This is a genomic window from Vulcanococcus sp. (assembly GCF_044369115.1).
Taxonomy (GTDB): Bacteria; Cyanobacteriota; Cyanobacteriia; order PCC-6307; family Cyanobiaceae; genus Vulcanococcus.
Window position 1 is genome coordinate 1 of the sequence record NZ_JBIPMN010000032.1, and the last position, 16,854, is coordinate 16,854.

A 16,854-nucleotide genomic window follows, 5' to 3' on the forward strand; every position below is an offset into this window, starting at 1 on the left:
CTCACCAGGTTGGGCAGATCCATCAGCCGAGCGGTGGTCTCGGGGCTGATGCTGCAGCCGGTGCGGCCCGGGATGTTGTACAGCATCAGCGGCAGCGTGGGAGCAGCGGCGGCCACAGCGCGGAAATGCGCTTCCAGGCCCGCCTGGGGCGGCTTGTTGTAGTAGGGAACCACCACCAGCGCACCATCGGCGCCGAGAGCCGCGGCTTCAGCGATGGCTTCCACGGCTTCAGCGGTGCAGTTGCTGCCGGTGCCCGCCAGCAGGCTGGCGCGCCCACCCACGGCAACCTTCACCGCCGAGAACAGCTGATGCTGTTCGTCCCAGCTGAGGGTGGGCGACTCGCCGGTGGTGCCGCAGAGCACCAAGCCATCGGAGCCGTGATCCACCAGATGGCTGGCGAGGCGTGCGGCCAGCTCCAGATCCACAGAGCCATCAGCGGCGAACGGGGTCACCATCGCGGTGATCACCCGGCCAAAGGGAGCGGGGGAAGCAGCGCCGGGCTGCAGTGGTGCGGCCATCGTGCTCAAGCGACAGCACCTGCAGTGGCCGCTCCGGCAGCGGCGGCGGCGGCTGGATCCAGCAGCAGCTCAGCGATCTGGATCGCATTGAGCGCCGCACCTTTGCGAATCTGATCACCGCACAGCCAGATCTCCAGTGCGTTGGGCTCACTCAGATCCTGGCGGATGCGGCCCACGGCCACCGCGTCGCGGCCGGTCACATCGGTGGGCATCGGGAAACGATTCGAGCTGAAGTCTTCAATCAGCTCCACGCCAGGAGCCGCGGCCAGGAGTGCACGGGCCTCATCGACGGGGAATGGCTCTTCAAACTCAATGTTGATGGCTTCGGAATGGGCCCGCAGCACCGGCACCCGCACGCAAGTGGCCGATACGCGCAGATCGGGCAGCCCCATGATCTTGCGGGTTTCGTTGAGCATCTTCAGCTCCTCCTCGCAGTAGCCGTTCTCCTGCAGCGGCGAGTTGTGGAGGAACAGATTGAAGGCGAGGGAGTAAGGGAGCACGCTGCTCTCCGGCGTGCCGCCGTCAAGAACAGTGCGGCTGAGGCTGGCCAGCTCCTCCATGGCGCGGGCACCAGCACCACTGGCCGATTGATAAGTGCTCACCACCACCCGGCGCAGGGGCCGTTTGGCCGCCAGAGGCGCCAGGGCCAGCGTCATCAAGATCGTGGTGCAGTTGGGATTGGCGATCACGCCGTTGTGGGCAAAGGCGGCGTGGGGATTCACCTCGGGCACCACCAGAGGCACCTCCGCATCCATACGGAAGGCGCTGGAGTTATCGATCACCACGGCACCGGCGGCGGCGGCCACGGGCGCCCACTGCTTCGACACCGAACCACCCGCCGAAGCCAGCACCACATCCACACCGTTGAAGGCTTCAGCGCTCACCGGCTCGATCGTGAGGGTCTGGCCGTTCCAACTCACGCTCTGACCAGCCGAGCGGGGCGAGGCCAGCAGGGTGAGGCGGCCCACCGGGAATTGACGCTCAGCCAGCAGCAGCAGCAGCTCTTGACCCACGGCACCGCTGGCACCAAGAACGGCCACGTGCAGAGGGCGCTGAGGCAGAGGGCGAATGGAGCTGGTCAACGGAGATTCGGGTGCGTGGTTCAGGTGCAGAACTGTCGCTGCGCAACGGAGAACGTGATCCGGAAATGGGGCAGAGGCCCTTGCAGAGGCTGTAGCAGCGAAAGGTGCCAGGGCTGATGCGATCTGCCAAACAGTGTGCGGAAGCCCAGCGGGCTTTCGCTAAGAGATCTTCAGGTCGCTGTTCTTGCTTCCAACAATACGCGGCGAACGCAGTGCCGGCGACGCTGGGCATCGGCCTGTCACACGTCAGTTCATAGGATCGTGGGCTGCCTAGACGCCGATCCATGAGTCCTGCCGCCTCCACTGCCAGCCAATCCGAGCTCAAGGTGAGCACCAGCCCTCGCCCCGGCAGCCGGATGGCGGTGGAGATCGGTGTTCCCGCAGGCCTCACCCAAAGCAGCCATGAGCAGGCGGTGGAGAAGCTCAGCCGCACCCTCAAGCTGCCCGGCTTCCGCAAAGGCAAGGTGCCCCGCGCTGTGCTCGTGCAACAGATCGGCGCCGTGCGCATCCGCGCCACCGCCCTCGAGGAGCTGGTGGACAACGTGTTCCGCAACGCCCTGAAGCAGGCAGAGATCCCGGCCATCGGCCAGCCCAGCGTGGATGGCGGCTTTGAAGCCCTGCTCGAGCGCTTCGAGCCCGGCAAGGAGCTGAGCCTCACCCTTGAAATGGATGTGGAGCCCACCCCCAGCCTCAAGAGCACCAAGGGGCTGAAGGCCGAAGCCGAGAGCGTGAGCTTCGATGCCGCCCGCGTTGATGAGCTGATCGAGCAGTCGCGCCGTCAGCTGGCCACCCTGGTGCCGGTGGAGAAGCGTGCCGCTGAATCCGGCGATGTGGCCGTGATCAACTTCTCCGGCACCTACGCCGACAACGGTGAAGCCATCAGCGGTGGCAGCGCCGAAGCCATGGAGGTGGAACTCGAAGACGGCCGCATGATCCCCGGCTTCGTGGAAGGGATCATCGGCATGAAGCCCGGCGACAGCAAGACCGTGGCCTGCCAGTTCCCCGAGGACTACCCCCAGGAAGACGCCGCCGGCCGCAAGGCCAGCTTTGAGATCACCCTCACCGAGCTGAAGACCCGCGAGCTGCCCGCCCTCGACGACGCCTTCGCCCAGCAGGCCAGCGACAAGCAGACCCTGGCTGAGCTGCGCGCCGATCTGGAGGAGCGCCTCAAGGAAGACGCCGAGCGCCGCAACCAGTCGAACCGCCACGACGCGCTGCTGGCGGCCCTGGTGGAGCAGCTCGAGGTGGAACTGCCCGAGACCCTGGTGCAGGAAGAAATCATCTCGCTGCTGGAGCAGACCGCTGGTCAGCTCGCCCAGCAAGGGATGGACGTGAAGAAGCTGTTCACCCCGCAGCTGATCCAGAGCCTGCGCGAAACCTCCCGCCCCGAAGCCGAAGAGCGCCTCAAGCGCAGCCTGGCCCTCAAGGCCCTGGCCAGCGCCGAGAAGATCGAGGTGGCCGCCGATGAGATCGAGGCCAAGGTGAAGGAGCTCAGCCGCGGCTTCAGCGACAACTCCCGCATCGACCCCGCGCGCCTGCGCCAGGCCGTGCAGGAAGACCTGATGCGCGAGAAGCTGATGGGCTGGCTGGAGAGCAACTCCATCATCACGGAGAAGGCCCCTGATGCCGAGGGCGACCAGCCCAAGACGGCGGCAGCCAAGAAGAGCAACGCCAAGAAGGCCAAGGCTGACGCCGACGCCGCTGGCGAAGCCTGATCCCCATAGATTGGCCGGACTGACAACAGTCCGGCCGCGTGATCAACGCCAGCACCCCTCACCCGATCCAGAACCGCTGGCTGGGCACCCGCCCGGAAGCCACCATCGCCATGGGCAGCGCAACAGCCCCGATGGCCGCTCCGGGAGTGCTGCCCACGGTGGTAGAGCAGTCGGGCCGCGGCGAACGGGCTTTCGATATTTATTCGCGCCTGCTGCGCGAGCGGATCATCTTTCTCGGCACCGGCATCGACGACCAGGTGGCCGACGCCCTGGTGGCCCAGCTGCTGTTCCTCGAAGCTGAGGATCCCGAGAAGGACATTCAGATCTACATCAACTCGCCTGGGGGCTCGGTGACGGCCGGCCTGGCGATTTACGACACCATGCAGCAGGTGTCGCCTGATGTGGTGACCATTTGCTACGGCCTGGCGGCCTCGATGGGCGCCTTCCTGCTCTCGGGCGGCACCAAAGGCAAGCGGCTCGCCCTGCCGAACGCGCGGATCATGATCCACCAGCCCCTTGGCGGCGCCCAAGGCCAGGCGGTGGATATCGAGATCCAAGCCAAGGAGATCCTCTACCTCAAGGACACCCTCAACGGCCTGATGGCCGAGCACACCGGCCAGCCGCTCGAGAAGATCGCCGAAGACACCGACCGCGACTACTTCCTTTCCCCGGCAGAGGCGGTTCAATACGGACTGATCGACCGCGTCGTGACCGACGACGCCCCGGTTTGATCCTTAAGGACGGCTGACGAAACGTGGGATCCCGTTGATCCTGGTTTCGGGCCCCTGACCCGCCCCAGCCAGGACGCTCCCGCCGCACCGCCGCTTCTGCTCGATGCCCAAGTTCGATGCCCACCTGAAGTGCTCGTTCTGCGGCAAGTCGCAGGACCAGGTGCGCAAGCTGATCGCCGGGCCGGGCGTGTACATCTGCGATGAGTGCATCGACCTCTGCAACGAGATCCTCGATGAGGAGCTCGTGGATGCCCATGGCGGCGGCGCCCGCCAACCCGCGGAGGCCAAGGGCAAGGCACCAGCCAAGAAGAGCGGCAAACCCGCTCCCACCCTGGCCGAGATCCCCAAACCCCGGGAGATCAAGGCCCATCTCGACGCTCAGGTGGTGGGGCAGGAGGAGGCCAAAAAGGTGCTCTCGGTGGCCGTATACAACCACTACAAGCGCCTGGCCTGGCAGGGCGACGGCAAGGGCGAGAGCAACGAAACCGCTACCCGCCTGCACAAGAGCAACATCCTGCTGATCGGCCCCACGGGCTGCGGCAAAACGCTGCTGGCCCAAACCCTGGCCGAGCTGCTGGATGTGCCCTTCGCCGTGGCCGATGCCACCACCCTCACCGAAGCGGGCTATGTGGGTGAGGACGTGGAAAACATCCTGCTGCGGCTGCTGCAGAAGGCCGACCTGGATGTGGATCAGGCCCAGCGCGGCATCATCTACATCGACGAGATCGACAAGATCGCCCGCAAGAGCGAGAACCCCTCGATCACCCGTGATGTGTCGGGTGAGGGGGTGCAACAGGCGCTGCTCAAGTTGCTGGAAGGCACCGTGGCCAACGTGCCACCCCAGGGCGGCCGCAAACACCCCTACCAGGACTGCATCCAGATCGACACCAGCCAGATTCTGTTCATCTGTGGTGGTGCCTTCGTAGGCCTGGAGGATGTGGTGCAACGGCGCATGGGCCGCAACGCCATCGGCTTCATCCCCGAAGGCGGCCGCAGCCGTCACCGCCAGGGCAAGGAACAGCAGGCAGCCCACGTGCTGCGCCACCTGGAGCCCGACGACCTGGTGAAATACGGCCTGATCCCCGAATTCATCGGCCGCCTGCCGGTGAACGCCGTGCTCGAGCCGCTCGACAGCCGCGCCCTCGAAGCGATCCTCACCGAGCCGCGCGATGCCCTGGTGAAGCAGTTCCAGACGCTGCTCAGCATGGATGAGGTGCGGCTGGAGTTCGAGCCCGGCGCCGTGGAGGCGATCGCCGCCGAAGCCCACCGCCGCAAGACCGGCGCCCGCGCGCTGCGCGGCATCGTGGAGGAGCTGATGCTCGATCTGATGTACGACCTGCCATCCGACAAGAGCACCAAGGCCTTCACCGTGACCCGCGAGCTGGTGGAGGAGCGCACCAAGGCCAAGGTGCTGCCCATGCCCGGCAGCGAGCAGGTGCAGCAGGAAACCGCCTGAGCGAGGGCGGCCATGGCCGTTGCTGATCACCTGCAGGTGCCGCGCCAGCACGGCCTGTTCAATCACCACGGCATCGATCTGGGCGACGGCACCGTGGCCCACTACCTCGAAGGCCGGGAGATCCTGCGCAGCCCCGTGGAGGAGTTCAGCCGCGGCCAGCCCGTGAGTGTGGTGCCTTACCCCGAGGGCAGCTGCTCAGCTCCGGGGGTGACTCTGCGCCGGGCCATGGGCCGCCTGGGGGAGCAGAACTACAACCTGCTGTTCAACAACTGCGAGCACTTCGCCCACTGGTGCAAAACCGGCCGCCACCGCAGCGAGCAGGTGGAGAACTGGCTCCATACCGGCAGCCTCGGGGCCCTGGCCCTGGGCCAGTTCGTTCCAGCTGCCGTGCTGAGCGGCGCGCGGATGCTGCTGCGGCAGGGGCTGCGGCTCAACGATGCGCAGCTGGAGCAGGGCAAGGCTGTAGCCCGGCGCAGCCTCGAACAGCTCGATGGACTGCGGCTGAAGCTGCAACAGCGGTTGGAGCTCGAACTCGCCAAGGCGGAGCAACGCTGGAGTCCGGGCGAGCCGCAGAGCCCAGGCTTTGAAACCCTAAGGCTGGCCGCGCAGAAGCTGGCGGATCAGCTCAGCGAGGTGGAAGAGCTGGAAAGACGGCTGGAGCGCATGCTCGAGAACGGCCAGTAGCCTCCAGCCATGCCGGCTGCCTACCAACCCCTCCACCACAAGTACCGCCCGCAGCGCTTCGATCAGCTGGTGGGGCAGGAGGCGATTGCGGCCACCCTCGGCAATGCGTTGCGCTCGGGGCGGATCGCACCGGCCTACCTGTTCAGCGGCCCGCGCGGTACCGGCAAAACGTCCAGCGCCCGCATCCTGGCGCGCTCGCTCAACTGCATCGGCTCCGATGGCCCCACACCGGATCCCTGCGGCATCTGTGAGCTGTGCACCTCGATCGCCAACGGCAACGCCCTCGATGTGATCGAGATCGACGCCGCTTCCAACACCGGCGTGGACAACATCCGCGAACTGATCGAGCGCTCTCGCTTTGCGCCGGTACAAGCCCGCTGGAAGGTGTACGTGGTGGACGAGTGCCACATGCTCTCCACCGCAGCGTTCAACGCTCTGCTCAAAACGCTGGAGGAACCGCCGCCGCGGGTGGTGTTCGTGCTGGCCACCACCGACCCCCAGCGGGTGCTGCCCACCATCCTCAGCCGCTGCCAGCGCTTCGATTTCCGCCGCATCCCCCTCGATGCCCTCGAGCGGCATCTGAGCTGGATCGCCCAGCAGGAGGAGATCAGCATCACCGCCGAGGCCCTGCATGTGGTGGCGCAACGAGCCCAGGGCGGCCTGCGTGACGCCGAGAGCCTGCTGGATCAGCTCAGCCTGCTGCCGCCGCCGGTGGAGCCCCAGGCGGTGTGGGAGCTACTGGGCGCAGTCCCCGAACAGGAACTGCTGCAGCTGGCCGAATCGCTGGCCGCTGGCGAACCACTGGGCCTGATCGAAGCGATCCGCACCCTGCTGGAGCGCGGCCGGGAACCTTCGGCGGTGCTGCAGGGGCTAGCCGGTTTGCTGCGGGATCTGGTGCTGGCGGGCGTCGCCCCCGACCGGCTGGAGCTCACCAGCTTTTCGCCGCAGTTCCGCAGCGCCCTGCCGGATCTGGCACGGCGCTGCGGCAAGGCCCCACTGCTGCGCTGGCAGGCCCAGCTCAAGGGCAGCGAACAGCAACTGCGCCAGAGCGTGCAGCCGCGCCTGTGGCTGGAAGTGCTGTTGCTGGGCCTGCTCGCCGAACCCCAACCCGCCCGCGCCGCCGCCACCGGAGCAGCCCCAGCTGCAGCCCCTGTGGCTGCACCAGCGCCCTCGGTGCCGGTCGCTCCAAGCCCTGCTGCCGCTGCTCCGGCACCAGCAGCGGCCCCGGCCAGCCCCGATCTCGTGGAACTGTGGCAGCAGATCCTGGCCGGCCTGGAGCTCCCCTCCACGCGCATGTTGCTCTCGCAGCAAGCCGTGCTGGCCCGGCTGGATCAACAGCGTGCCGTGGTGCAGGTGGCCGGCAACTGGATGGCCATGGTGCAAAGCCGCTTGCCCCTGCTCGAGAAGGCGGTGACCTCAACCCTGGGCAGCCCGCGCCAGGTGGTGCTCGAAGCCGGCGGCGCGCCACCGCCTCAGCCCCCTGCGCCCGCAGCGCAGGTGCCAATCGCCGCGGCTCCACCGCAACCCGTAGCCGTGATGGCGGCACCAGCGTCCGAGCCCCCGCGCGCCGCCGCGCCCGAGCCTCGTTCAGAGCCGCCCCAACCCGCTGAAGCTCCTGCACCCCAGGCGCAGCCGGCCCTGATCGACGATCAGGCCAAGCGCCTGGCGGAGTTCTTCAACGGCGAAGTGGTGCAGCTTGATGGCCCCCTGCCCGAACTGGAGGGCAGCAGCGCAGACAGCGCGGCCGCCTGATCGGTCTGGAGGGCATCAGAGCACCTGGGTGGTGAGGTCAGGCTCCTCGGCGTTGTGGCTCTCACCAGATCCCACATGCAAAGTCTTGGCCCACACCAACCGCTTGGGCAGCAGCGCCATCCGCAGGGTGGTGTACGGAATCACCACGAACCAATGGCCGAGGTAGGCGATGCCTAAGGCCAGATTCAGCGGATGCATGCGGGGCAGGGCCGGCCCTTCGCTACTGCGCAGGCAACCCACCAAGATCGCGCCGCCCGAAAGGCCAAAGGCCACGAACGACAACGGCCACATCAGCGGGGTGCTGCGGCTGAGCAGGCTGGTGAACAGATCCGCCACCGCCATCACCGGCAGGGCGTACTGGAGCAGGAAAAAGCCGCTGAGATCGAGCTTGCGGGCAGCGCTGGTGGCCGGGCCGGTGAGTTCACGCCAGTAATCGAAGAAACGCTGCAGGCCGCCCTCAGCCCAGCGCTGCCGCTGGCGCCACAGGCCCATCACACTCGTGACCGCTTCCTCCTGGATCGGCGGATTCCAGAGCAGGCCCACCGGCTGGCCCTGCACCAGCAGGCGGAAGCTGAGGTCGAGGTCGTCGGTGACGGTGGCTTCGTTGAACCCGTCGCAGGCGAGTACGGCCTGGCGCTGCAGCAGCTGGCCATTGCCACGCAGCTCCACGACTCCGCCACTGTGCAAACGGCCCTGCTGAATCACGGCATCGAGGGCCATCTCCATGGCCTGGGCGCGCGTGAGCAGGTTGTGATCGGCATTCACCACGGCTTTGCGTAGCTGCACCGCCGACCAACCACCGGCCTCTGCAAAGGCCATCAACCGTTTCAGGCCGTCGGGCTGCAGCTGGGCGTCGGCATCGAGCACCAGCAGCCAGCTGCCCTGCAATTGAGGCAGCAGCGCATTCAGCGCACCCGACTTGCCACCGCCGGCATCTCGGGTGCGTCGGAGCACCTGCAGCTGCGGGTAGCGGCGTTGGTAAGCCTCAAGCACCTCCGGGGTGCGGTCTTCGCTGCCGTCGTCGATCACCCACAAACGCAGCTGCTCGGCGGGATAGTCGAGCTCCGCCAGGCGCTCCACCAAACGACCGATCACCGCCTCTTCATCCCGGGCAGCCACCACCAGGTCCACCGCTGGCCAGGTCGCTGGAGACGGGCTCTCGGCAGCCGCCCGCTCACCGCGCATCAGCGGGAGGAACACGCTGCGGACGGCGTAGGTGCCCAGCAGCAACGTGAGCGCCAAAGAAGGCCAAAGGCTGCGACTGGGCGGAAGGGCGTGGGGAGCAGCTCCCGCCAGACAACAACCGATCAGAAACAACGAGGCCTGCAGTCGGCGGGCTCCTGTGGCTGTGCCCCCGGCGGCCATGACTTGTTCCAGGTCTGATGAACTTTAGAGGGCTCCGCGATGGCCCTCTTCAGGCAGCGTCTGAATGGGCACCAGGCGGGCACCGGGGTAGTAGCGGTTGAGGATCTGCTCCACGCTCCAGCCGCGCGCGGCCAGCTCGATCGCTCCCGCCTGCGACAGGCCGGCCCCATGGCCAAAGCCACCACCCACCACGCTCCAGCTACCTGCACCGGTGGGAACCAACACGAACAGCGTGCTGGGCAACTGACGGTAGGTGCGGCGGATAGCGTCGCGCTCCAGCACCACCCGCCCGCCAGGCCCCTGGATCGCCAGGCGCACCACCCGCCCGCTGGGTCCGCGCTCCAGCACCACCGGCTTCAGCGGCGAGCCAAGGCTGGACGCCCTGGGCCCAAGGCCCTTGCGCAGGCTGGCCTGATCCAGCTGGCGCCGCCAGCGGAACAACGGATGCGTGGCACCAACCACACCAGATCGGCGGGCGAGCAACGTAGCCACCTCCTGGGCATCGAGCGGCAGGGTCAACCCCTGCGCCGCAGCCCCACCCAGATCCAGGGAGGGCTCGAGGTAACCGAGCTCCGGCAGCGGCCAGGCCTCGTCTTCATCGGCACTCACGCCACCGTTGCTGGCGTGATACACCGCATGGATCGGCTCACCGTTCTGCGCCAGCACCTGCCCAGCGGTGCGGCTCACCGCCTGGCGCACCGCCGACCCGGCAGTGCGGGGATCGCTGTACACCTGGCACTGCGTGTCGGAGCAGAGGTGGTAGCCATCCACCGCGAAGCGGTGCCGATTGCGAAGGGCCCAGGTGCGGGCGAGCACCGCCTGCGCCGCGAGGGCCGCCGGCGGTGAACCCGCACCGATTTCATGGGGCACCACGCCCTGCAGATAGCGCTCGAGCGGCACCTCCTCCAAGAGGGTCCAACTTCCGTAGGCATCGGACTGCAGCCGGAACGGCCCACTGAAGACACCGCCGTTGAAGCGCAGCCCACCAGGGGCCTGAATCTGCACGGGCCCCGCGAAGCTCCGCCAGCCGGAAGCGGTGTTGAGCTGCAGCAACCGCTGCTGGGTGAGCCGCTGCTGTAGCTGGCGCGGAGCCATGCCCTGAGGGGCCGGCGCACCAGCGGGCGCCCACACCTCCCAATCGCGGGGGTGGGCCACCTCCGCTGGCACGCCCAGGGCTCGCCAAGCCAGCGCGGCCTGCTCCGCCGCTTCAAAGCTGGCGAAGGGGCCCAAAACGCTGCGACGGATCTCGATCGGCTCGGGCAGGGCCTGCGCCACCCACCGCAGCTGCAGGCGCCGGGCACTGAACCGTTCGCCGCGAGCATCAACCAACTGCAGTGGCGCTGAGGCCCCCTCAAGGGCCAGGGGTTGGCCGCCGAGATGAGCCGCCAACGACACCCAGAGAACAGGCTTGGTGCCTTGCACCGCAGGGGGCTTAGGCACCGGGAGCCGCGTGAGCGATTCCGCGTCCGCCCGCTGGCAGCCCGCTGCCAGCAGCGCCAGCGACAGCAGGGCTGTGAGGGCTCGAGCAACAGCCATCGCATCGATCCAGGCGTCGCCCGACCCTAGGGGGGAGTTGGCGGAAGGGACTCTCAGGTCGTACCCTCATCGTTTGTGCCCGAGCGCGTAGACAATGCCGAAGCTCAAGACCCGCAAAGCAGCCGCCAAGCGGTTCAAAGCCACCGGCAGCGGAAAGTTCATGCGCCGCCACGCTTTCCGCAATCACCTGCTCGACCACAAGAGCCCGAAGCGCAAGCGTTTCCTCGGCACCATGGCCGTGGTTGACGAGCGCGACGCGGACAACGTGCGCGCCATGCTCCCCTACAGCTGAATCGCCCGGCTGACCCGCTGTATCACCGTTTTCTGAGAACCATCGATGGCACGCGTTAAGAGGGGCAATGTCGCCCGTAAGCGCCGCAACAAGATTCTTCGCCTAGCCCGCGGCTTCCGCGGCGGCAACGGCTCGCTCTTCCGCACCGCCAACCAGCGGGTGATGAAGGCCCTCTGCAACGCCTACCGCGACCGTCGCCGCCGCAAGCGCGACTTCCGTCGCCTGTGGATCGCCCGCATCAACGCTGCTGCTCGCCTGAATGGCCTGAGCTACAGCCGTCTGATCGGTGGCCTTAAGAAGGCCGACGTGCAGCTCAACCGCAAGATGCTGGCCCAGCTCGCCGTTGTGGATCCCAGCAGCTTCACCGCTGTGGTGGGTGCAGCCAAGAGCTGACCGTTAACCTCTGCGATGCCTGATCGGGTTGGTTGATGGATTTTTCGCTTCCTCAGGCCTACCTGATCGGGCTCTTAGTGATTCTTGGCGGTGCCGCTGTTTTGGTGGCACGCCAGATCCTGCGGGTCCGGCGTGACGAAGTTGCCCTGATCCGTCTGGAGCAAGCCAGCAAAGCCGGCGAACAATCGGCGGCTGATCTCTACGAACTGGCCTCCGTGCAGCTGCGGAAGCGGCTCTATGGCCAAGCCATCGACAATCTCAAGCTGGCGAGCAAATGCTCCGGCGCTGAACCCCCCGAAGCCCAGGCGTTGATCGAAAACGCGCTGGGCTTTGCTCTGGCCGCTCAAAGCAACTACGGCGCTGCCATCAAGCACTACCGCGCAGCCCTGAAGGCCAAGGCCGACTATCCGGTGGCCCTCAACAACCTGGCTTTCGCCCTCGAGAAGCAGCAAAAGCCCGAAGAAGCCAGGGAGAACTATCTGAAGGTGCTCGAGCTCGACAGCAGCAACGGCACCGCAAAAAAGCGGCTCAAGCGCCTGGAACGTACAGCCGCTTGAACCGCTCCGTTCTCACCAGAGACCGCGAACGGCAGGCGTTCCAGCAGTTCTAACCGGGTTGAGCACCAGCTGGCCTCCAGGATTGGTGAGCCGCGGAGCATTCCAACCCGACAACGTGAAGCCCTGCAGGCCAAGGAAACGGCCGCCATCCTCAAGGCCGGCTGCGCCTACATCACCCAGCAGCAGCAGATCGAGCTGATCGGAGCTGGCGTTGAGGTTTCCCTGCACCGGCAGGGTGGTGGAGCCCACGGTCATCTGACCGCGCAGATCCACCATCTGGCCCATGGCCTGCACGGCCGACACATCGAGCTGCACGCTCACCAGGCTTCCACCAGCGAACGGTTGATACGTGCCGCTCCATTGCCGCGGCATGGTGCTGGCCAACTCAGCCGCCCGCGCCACCGGATCAAAGGTGCGCACCGGTGCCTGCTGGCCGAAGTTCTCGGAGAGCGGAGTCGACACCGCCGCGGGCTCCTGGAAGGGCACCGCACGACCCACGGGCAGGGGCGTGGCAGCCAGCAGCAACGGAATCACAGCACTCGTGAGCAGTGGGCCAAGGCTAAGGGGATCCCGGCCGATCGGTCATGACCGCGCAGTACGTTCGCTGCATGGCCCCAACCGCTGCCGTGACCGCCACTAACAGCCAGCCGAACGCCCCCCTGGTGATCGGCGGGCGCCGCTTCAGCAGCCGGCTGATGACCGGCACCGGCAAATACCCGAGCATCCAGGCGATGCAGGCCAGCCTGGCGAGCAGCGCCTGCGAGATCGTGACTGTGGCGGTGCGGCGCGTGCAGAGCCAGGCCGCCGGCCATGAAGGTCTGATGGAGGCGATCGACTGGCAGCGGATCTGGATGCTGCCCAACACGGCCGGCTGCGCCACAGCCGAGGAGGCAATCCGGGTGGCGCGGCTTGGGCGAGAGCTGGCCAAGCTGGCCGGCCAGGAAGACAACACCTTCGTGAAGCTGGAGGTGATTCCTGACACACGGCACCTGCTACCGGATCCGATCGGCACCCTGGAAGCAGCCGAGCAACTGGTGAAGGAGGGCTTCACCGTGCTGCCTTACATCAATGCGGATCCGCTCTTGGCCAAACGGCTAGAAGAAGCAGGCTGCGCCACCGTGATGCCCCTCGGCTCACCGATCGGCTCCGGCCAGGGCATCCGCAACGCCGCCAACATCGCGCTGATCATCGAAAACGCGCGTGTGCCTGTGGTGGTGGATGCCGGTCTTGGGGTCCCCAGCGAAGCCGCTCAGGCGATGGAAATGGGGGCCGATGCCCTGCTGATTAACAGCGCCATCGCCCTGGCAGGTGATCCCGCTGCCATGGCCCGAGCGATGGCGCTGGCCTGCGAAGCCGGGCGCACAGCGTTTCATGCAGGCCGCCTGCCGGTGCGGGCCGAAGCCAGCCCCAGCTCTCCCACCGCTGGTCGGGTGGGCACGTGAAGCTTCTGAACGGGACAGTGGCATTCCCGGAAACCGTCCGTACTGTCGTCTGAACGACGCGCCACTGCGATGCAGGTGACCGAAGAGGACGGCGGCAGGCTCAACGCCTTCGCCAAGGAACCCCGTATGGAGGTGATGGAGGTGGGCGAAAGCAGCAGCGCCAACAGCAAGCTGCTGCTGATCGGCGGTGCCGTGCTCGTGCTGCTGCTGGTGGGTGTTGCCGCAGGGATCAGCTGAATCCCTGTAGTAGCTTGCCCTGACGGAGCGGATGCCCGATCAGTCGCTCGCCAACCAGGAGTCCAGCGGTGAAGGTGTTCGTTCTCGGCGGTGACGGCTTCTGCGGCTGGCCCTGCGCCGTGAACCTGGCCGACCAAGGCCACGATGTGCTCATCGTTGACAACCTGAGCCGCCGCAAGATCGACATCGATCTGGCCGTGGAATCGCTCACGCCGATCGCCACCATGCCCGATCGGCTCACCGCTTGGGAGCAAACCGGCGGCAAACCCATGCGCTTCGTGCACATGGACATCGCCCACGAATATCAGCGCCTGCTGGATCTGTTACTGGAAGAGCGCCCGGATTCGGTGGTGCATTTCGCCGAGCAGCGCGCCGCTCCCTATTCGATGAAGAGCAGCGCTACCAAGCGCTACACCGTTGATAACAACGTCAACGGCACCCACAACCTGCTAGCCGCCATCGTGGAGAGCGGCCTCGATATCCATGTGGTGCACCTTGGCACCATGGGTGTCTATGGCTATGGCTCCCACCGCGGCGCCACCATCCCCGAGGGCTACCTGAAGGTGGAGGTGCCCCAGCCCGATGGCAGCCGCTTCGAAGAGGAGATCCTGCACCCCGCCAGCCCGGGCAGCGTCTACCACATGACCAAGACGCTGGATCAGCTGCTGTTCCTCTACTACAACAAAAACGACAAGGTGCGGATCACGGATCTGCACCAAGGCATCGTCTGGGGCACCAACACGGACGCCACTGACCGCGACCCGCGCCTCACCAACCGCTTCGACTACGACGGCGACTACGGCACGGTGCTCAACCGCTTCTTGATGCAGGCGGCCATCGGCTATCCGCTCACGGTGCACGGCACCGGCGGTCAGACCCGCGCTTTCATCCACATCCGCGATTCGGTGCGCTGCGTGCAGCTGGCCCTGGAGAACCCGCCAGAGAAGGGTGAGCGGGTGAAGATCTTCAACCAGATGACCGAGAGCCATCAGGTGGGTGAACTGGCCAAGAAGGTGGTCGCCCTCACTGGCGCCCAGATCAATCATCTGCCAAACCCCCGCAATGAGGCGGTGGAGAACGATCTGATCGTCGACAACCGCTGCTTCATCGAGCTGGGCCTCAACCCCACCACCCTCGACGACGGCCTGCTCAAGGAAGTGGTGGAGATCGCCGGTCGCTACGCCGATCGCTGCGACCGCAGCCGCATCCCCTGCATCTCCGCCTGGACCAAAACCCAGGAAGCTGCCATCCAGGCGGCCTGATTCCACCCGGCCTCCTGCCTTGAAGATCGCCCTCTTCACCGAAACCTTCCTGCCGAAGGTGGATGGGATCGTCACCCGTCTCACCAAAACGGTTCAGCATCTGGTGGCGGCCGGCGATGAGGTGTTGATCGTGTGTCCGGAGGGTGCACCTGACACCTACATGGGCGCTCAGGTGCTGGGGGTTCCGGCGATGCCGCTGCCCCTCTATCCCGAGCTGAAGCTGGCCCTGCCGCGACCGATGGTGTCGGATGCGCTGGAAGCCTTCAACCCGGATCTCGTGCACGTGGTGAATCCCGCGGTGCTGGGATTGGGGGGCATCTGGATCGCCAAGACCAAGGGCTATCCCCTGGTGGCCAGCTACCACACCCATCTGCCCAAATACCTGGAGCACTACGGCCTCGGCATGCTCGAACCCGTGCTGTGGGAGCTCCTTAAAGCCGCGCACAACCAGGCCCAGCTCAACCTCTGCACCTCCACAGCGATGGTGGCCGAGCTGAGCGAAAAGGGCATCCAGCACACCGCCCTCTGGCAGCGCGGCGTCGACACCGACCTGTTCCGCCCTGAGCTGCGCAGCGAGCCCATGCGGCAGCGCCTGCTGGGGGGCCGCAGCGACACCGGCAAGCTGCTGCTTTATATCGGACGCTTGTCGGCCGAGAAGCAGATTGAGCGGATCCGGCCTGTGCTCGATGCCTTGCCGGATGCGCGCCTGGCCTTGGTGGGCGATGGCCCTTACCGCCAGCAACTGGAAACCCTGTTCGCCGGCAGCGCCGCCACCTTCGTGGGGTATCTGGCCGGTGAAGAACTGGCCAGCGCCTACGCCAGTGCCGATGCTTTTCTCTTCCCCAGCAGCACCGAAACCTTGGGCCTGGTGTTGCTGGAAGCGATGGCGGCCGGCTGCCCGGTGGTGGGCGCCAACCGCGGCGGCATCCCCGACATCGTGACCGACGGCGTGAACGGCTGCCTCTACGAACCCGATGGGATGGATGGCGGCGCCGGCAGCCTCACCGCAGCAGCGCTGCGCCTGCTCGGTGATCCAAGCCAGCGCGAACAACTGCGCCACAACGCTCGCCAGGAAGCCGAGCGCTGGGGCTGGGCCGGAGCAACAGAACAGCTGCGCGGCTATTACCGCCAGGTACTCAGCAGCAGCAAGAAACCTGCCCTGGTGGGCTGATCAGCTCTTGCGCAACTGCGTCCACACTTCAAGCACCTTGCGGGCCATGGGCAGGGCATGCACCGATCCACCCCCGGGTGTGTTCTGGGCAAAGGCCACCACCACGATCTGGCCATTAGGGTACGGAGCAAAACAGGCAAACCAGGCGTGATCAGGGCCGCCGGTGCTGTCCTCCGCGGTACCGGTCTTTCCCGCCACAGGTGGCAGGTTGGGCACGTTCATGCCGGCCCCGGTGCCATCCGACACCACCTTGCGCAGACCGCGGGCAATGGTGGCCAGGGTGCTGGGCTTGATATCCACCTTGGTGCGGCGGGGGGGATCGGTCCAATCGAGTCCCTGATCCACAAGATGGGGCGTGATCAGATAGCCGCCATTGGCGAACACGGCGTAGGCCCGGGCCAGCTGCAGCGGCGTGATCTGCACCACCGACTGTCCGATCGACATGCTGGCCATGTCTTCCGGGATCCAGGGCGTGCTGCCGGGTTTGGACCAGCCCCGGCCCTGGGCCGCCCAGCGCTCATTGCCCACCAGACCTGGACTTTCCTCGTAGCCGATCTCAATCCCGGTGGGCTTGGTGAACCCCAGGCTCAAGGCCGCGTTGTAGAGCGGGATTGAGCCCACACCCACACCGATTTGATAGAAGAAGGTGTTGCTCGAGAAG

18 protein-coding genes are annotated in these 16,854 nt (G+C 66.4%); 12 read left to right on the plus strand and 6 right to left on the minus strand.

All coding sequences use genetic code 11. The annotated features are described in order from the left end of the window. Together ACIQ2E_RS03780 and ACIQ2E_RS03785 are read right to left on the minus strand one after the other, a co-directional pair. On the minus strand, positions 1-518 hold a 518-nt coding region (locus ACIQ2E_RS03780; RefSeq protein WP_398326389.1), incomplete at its 3' end, for a dihydrodipicolinate synthase family protein. Between the two features lie 5 nt (positions 519-523). Further along, complete coding sequence (locus ACIQ2E_RS03785) at positions 524-1,600, minus strand: aspartate-semialdehyde dehydrogenase (protein ID WP_398326392.1); 1,077 nt, start codon at positions 1,598-1,600, stop codon at positions 524-526. 284 nt (positions 1,601-1,884) lie between these two features. Here ACIQ2E_RS03785 and tig point away from each other — a divergent pair, with 284 nt between their 5' ends. The 5 genes from tig to ACIQ2E_RS03810 all read left to right on the plus strand — a co-directional run bounded on the left by tig (position 1,885) and on the right by ACIQ2E_RS03810 (position 7,938). Then, entirely contained in the window at positions 1,885-3,315 is a 1,431-nt protein-coding gene (gene tig, locus ACIQ2E_RS03790) for a trigger factor (protein ID WP_398326395.1), read from the plus strand. Between the two features lie 38 nt (positions 3,316-3,353). Next, positions 3,354-4,046, plus strand: coding sequence for an ATP-dependent Clp endopeptidase proteolytic subunit ClpP (gene clpP / locus ACIQ2E_RS03795; RefSeq protein ID WP_398326398.1), 693 nt, complete (start codon positions 3,354-3,356; stop codon positions 4,044-4,046). Positions 4,047-4,149: 103 nt separating this feature from the next. Next, positions 4,150-5,502, plus strand: coding sequence for an ATP-dependent protease ATP-binding subunit ClpX (clpX, locus tag ACIQ2E_RS03800; protein ID WP_398326401.1), 1,353 nt, complete (start codon positions 4,150-4,152; stop codon positions 5,500-5,502). A 12-nt stretch (positions 5,503-5,514) separates the two neighbouring features. Next, positions 5,515-6,186, plus strand: a complete 672-nt coding sequence (locus ACIQ2E_RS03805) for a lecithin retinol acyltransferase family protein (protein ID WP_398326404.1) — start codon at positions 5,515-5,517, stop codon at positions 6,184-6,186. Positions 6,187-6,195: 9 nt separating this feature from the next. Beyond that, entirely contained in the window at positions 6,196-7,938 is a 1,743-nt protein-coding gene (locus ACIQ2E_RS03810) for a DNA polymerase III subunit gamma/tau (protein WP_398326407.1), read from the plus strand. Positions 7,939-7,953: 15 nt separating this feature from the next. Here ACIQ2E_RS03810 and ACIQ2E_RS03815 read toward each other — a convergent pair whose 3' ends face one another. Both ACIQ2E_RS03815 and ACIQ2E_RS03820 read right to left on the minus strand, forming a co-directional pair. After that, positions 7,954-9,303 carry a glycosyltransferase gene (locus ACIQ2E_RS03815; RefSeq protein ID WP_398326410.1) on the minus strand — a complete coding sequence of 450 codons (1,350 nt, stop codon included), beginning with the start codon at positions 9,301-9,303 and terminating at the stop codon, positions 7,954-7,956. A gap of 24 nt (positions 9,304-9,327) precedes the next feature. Next, complete coding sequence (locus ACIQ2E_RS03820) at positions 9,328-10,839, minus strand: SpoIID/LytB domain-containing protein (RefSeq protein WP_398326412.1); 1,512 nt, start codon at positions 10,837-10,839, stop codon at positions 9,328-9,330. A 94-nt stretch (positions 10,840-10,933) separates the two neighbouring features. On the opposite strand from ACIQ2E_RS03820, the gene rpmI reads away from it, so the two are divergent. From rpmI to ACIQ2E_RS03835, 3 genes are read left to right on the plus strand one after another with little or no spacing between them, the layout of a single operon-like run. After that, positions 10,934-11,131 carry a 50S ribosomal protein L35 gene (gene rpmI, locus ACIQ2E_RS03825; protein WP_010312717.1) on the plus strand — a complete coding sequence of 66 codons (198 nt, stop codon included), beginning with the start codon at positions 10,934-10,936 and terminating at the stop codon, positions 11,129-11,131. 45 nt (positions 11,132-11,176) lie between these two features. Then, complete coding sequence (gene rplT / locus ACIQ2E_RS03830) at positions 11,177-11,524, plus strand: 50S ribosomal protein L20 (RefSeq protein ID WP_296446511.1); 348 nt, start codon at positions 11,177-11,179, stop codon at positions 11,522-11,524. A gap of 35 nt (positions 11,525-11,559) precedes the next feature. Then, a complete protein-coding gene (locus ACIQ2E_RS03835) occupies positions 11,560-12,081 on the plus strand; it encodes a tetratricopeptide repeat protein (protein ID WP_398326416.1) in 522 nt (173 codons plus the stop codon). Between the two features lie 12 nt (positions 12,082-12,093). Here ACIQ2E_RS03835 and ACIQ2E_RS03840 read toward each other — a convergent pair whose 3' ends face one another. After that, positions 12,094-12,612: a hypothetical protein gene (locus ACIQ2E_RS03840; protein WP_398326432.1), complete on the minus strand. Its 519-nt coding sequence runs from the start codon at positions 12,610-12,612 to the stop codon at positions 12,094-12,096. A gap of 77 nt (positions 12,613-12,689) precedes the next feature. Here ACIQ2E_RS03840 and ACIQ2E_RS03845 point away from each other — a divergent pair, with 77 nt between their 5' ends. The 4 genes from ACIQ2E_RS03845 (at position 12,690) to ACIQ2E_RS03860 (ending at position 16,193) form a co-directional block, all read left to right on the plus strand. Further along, positions 12,690-13,523, plus strand: coding sequence for a thiazole synthase (locus tag ACIQ2E_RS03845; protein ID WP_398326419.1), 834 nt, complete (start codon positions 12,690-12,692; stop codon positions 13,521-13,523). A gap of 69 nt (positions 13,524-13,592) precedes the next feature. Further along, entirely contained in the window at positions 13,593-13,760 is a 168-nt protein-coding gene (gene psb34 / locus ACIQ2E_RS03850; RefSeq protein WP_296367130.1) for a photosystem II assembly protein Psb34, read from the plus strand. A gap of 68 nt (positions 13,761-13,828) precedes the next feature. Further along, positions 13,829-15,022, plus strand: coding sequence for an NAD-dependent epimerase/dehydratase family protein (locus ACIQ2E_RS03855; protein ID WP_398326423.1), 1,194 nt, complete (start codon positions 13,829-13,831; stop codon positions 15,020-15,022). A gap of 19 nt (positions 15,023-15,041) precedes the next feature. Then, positions 15,042-16,193 carry a glycosyltransferase family 4 protein gene (locus ACIQ2E_RS03860; RefSeq protein ID WP_398326426.1) on the plus strand — a complete coding sequence of 384 codons (1,152 nt, stop codon included), beginning with the start codon at positions 15,042-15,044 and terminating at the stop codon, positions 16,191-16,193. On the opposite strand, the gene ACIQ2E_RS03865 is transcribed toward ACIQ2E_RS03860, so the two are convergent. Beyond that, positions 16,194-16,854: penicillin-binding transpeptidase domain-containing protein (locus ACIQ2E_RS03865; RefSeq protein WP_398326429.1), on the minus strand; the 661-nt coding region annotated here is incomplete at its 5' end.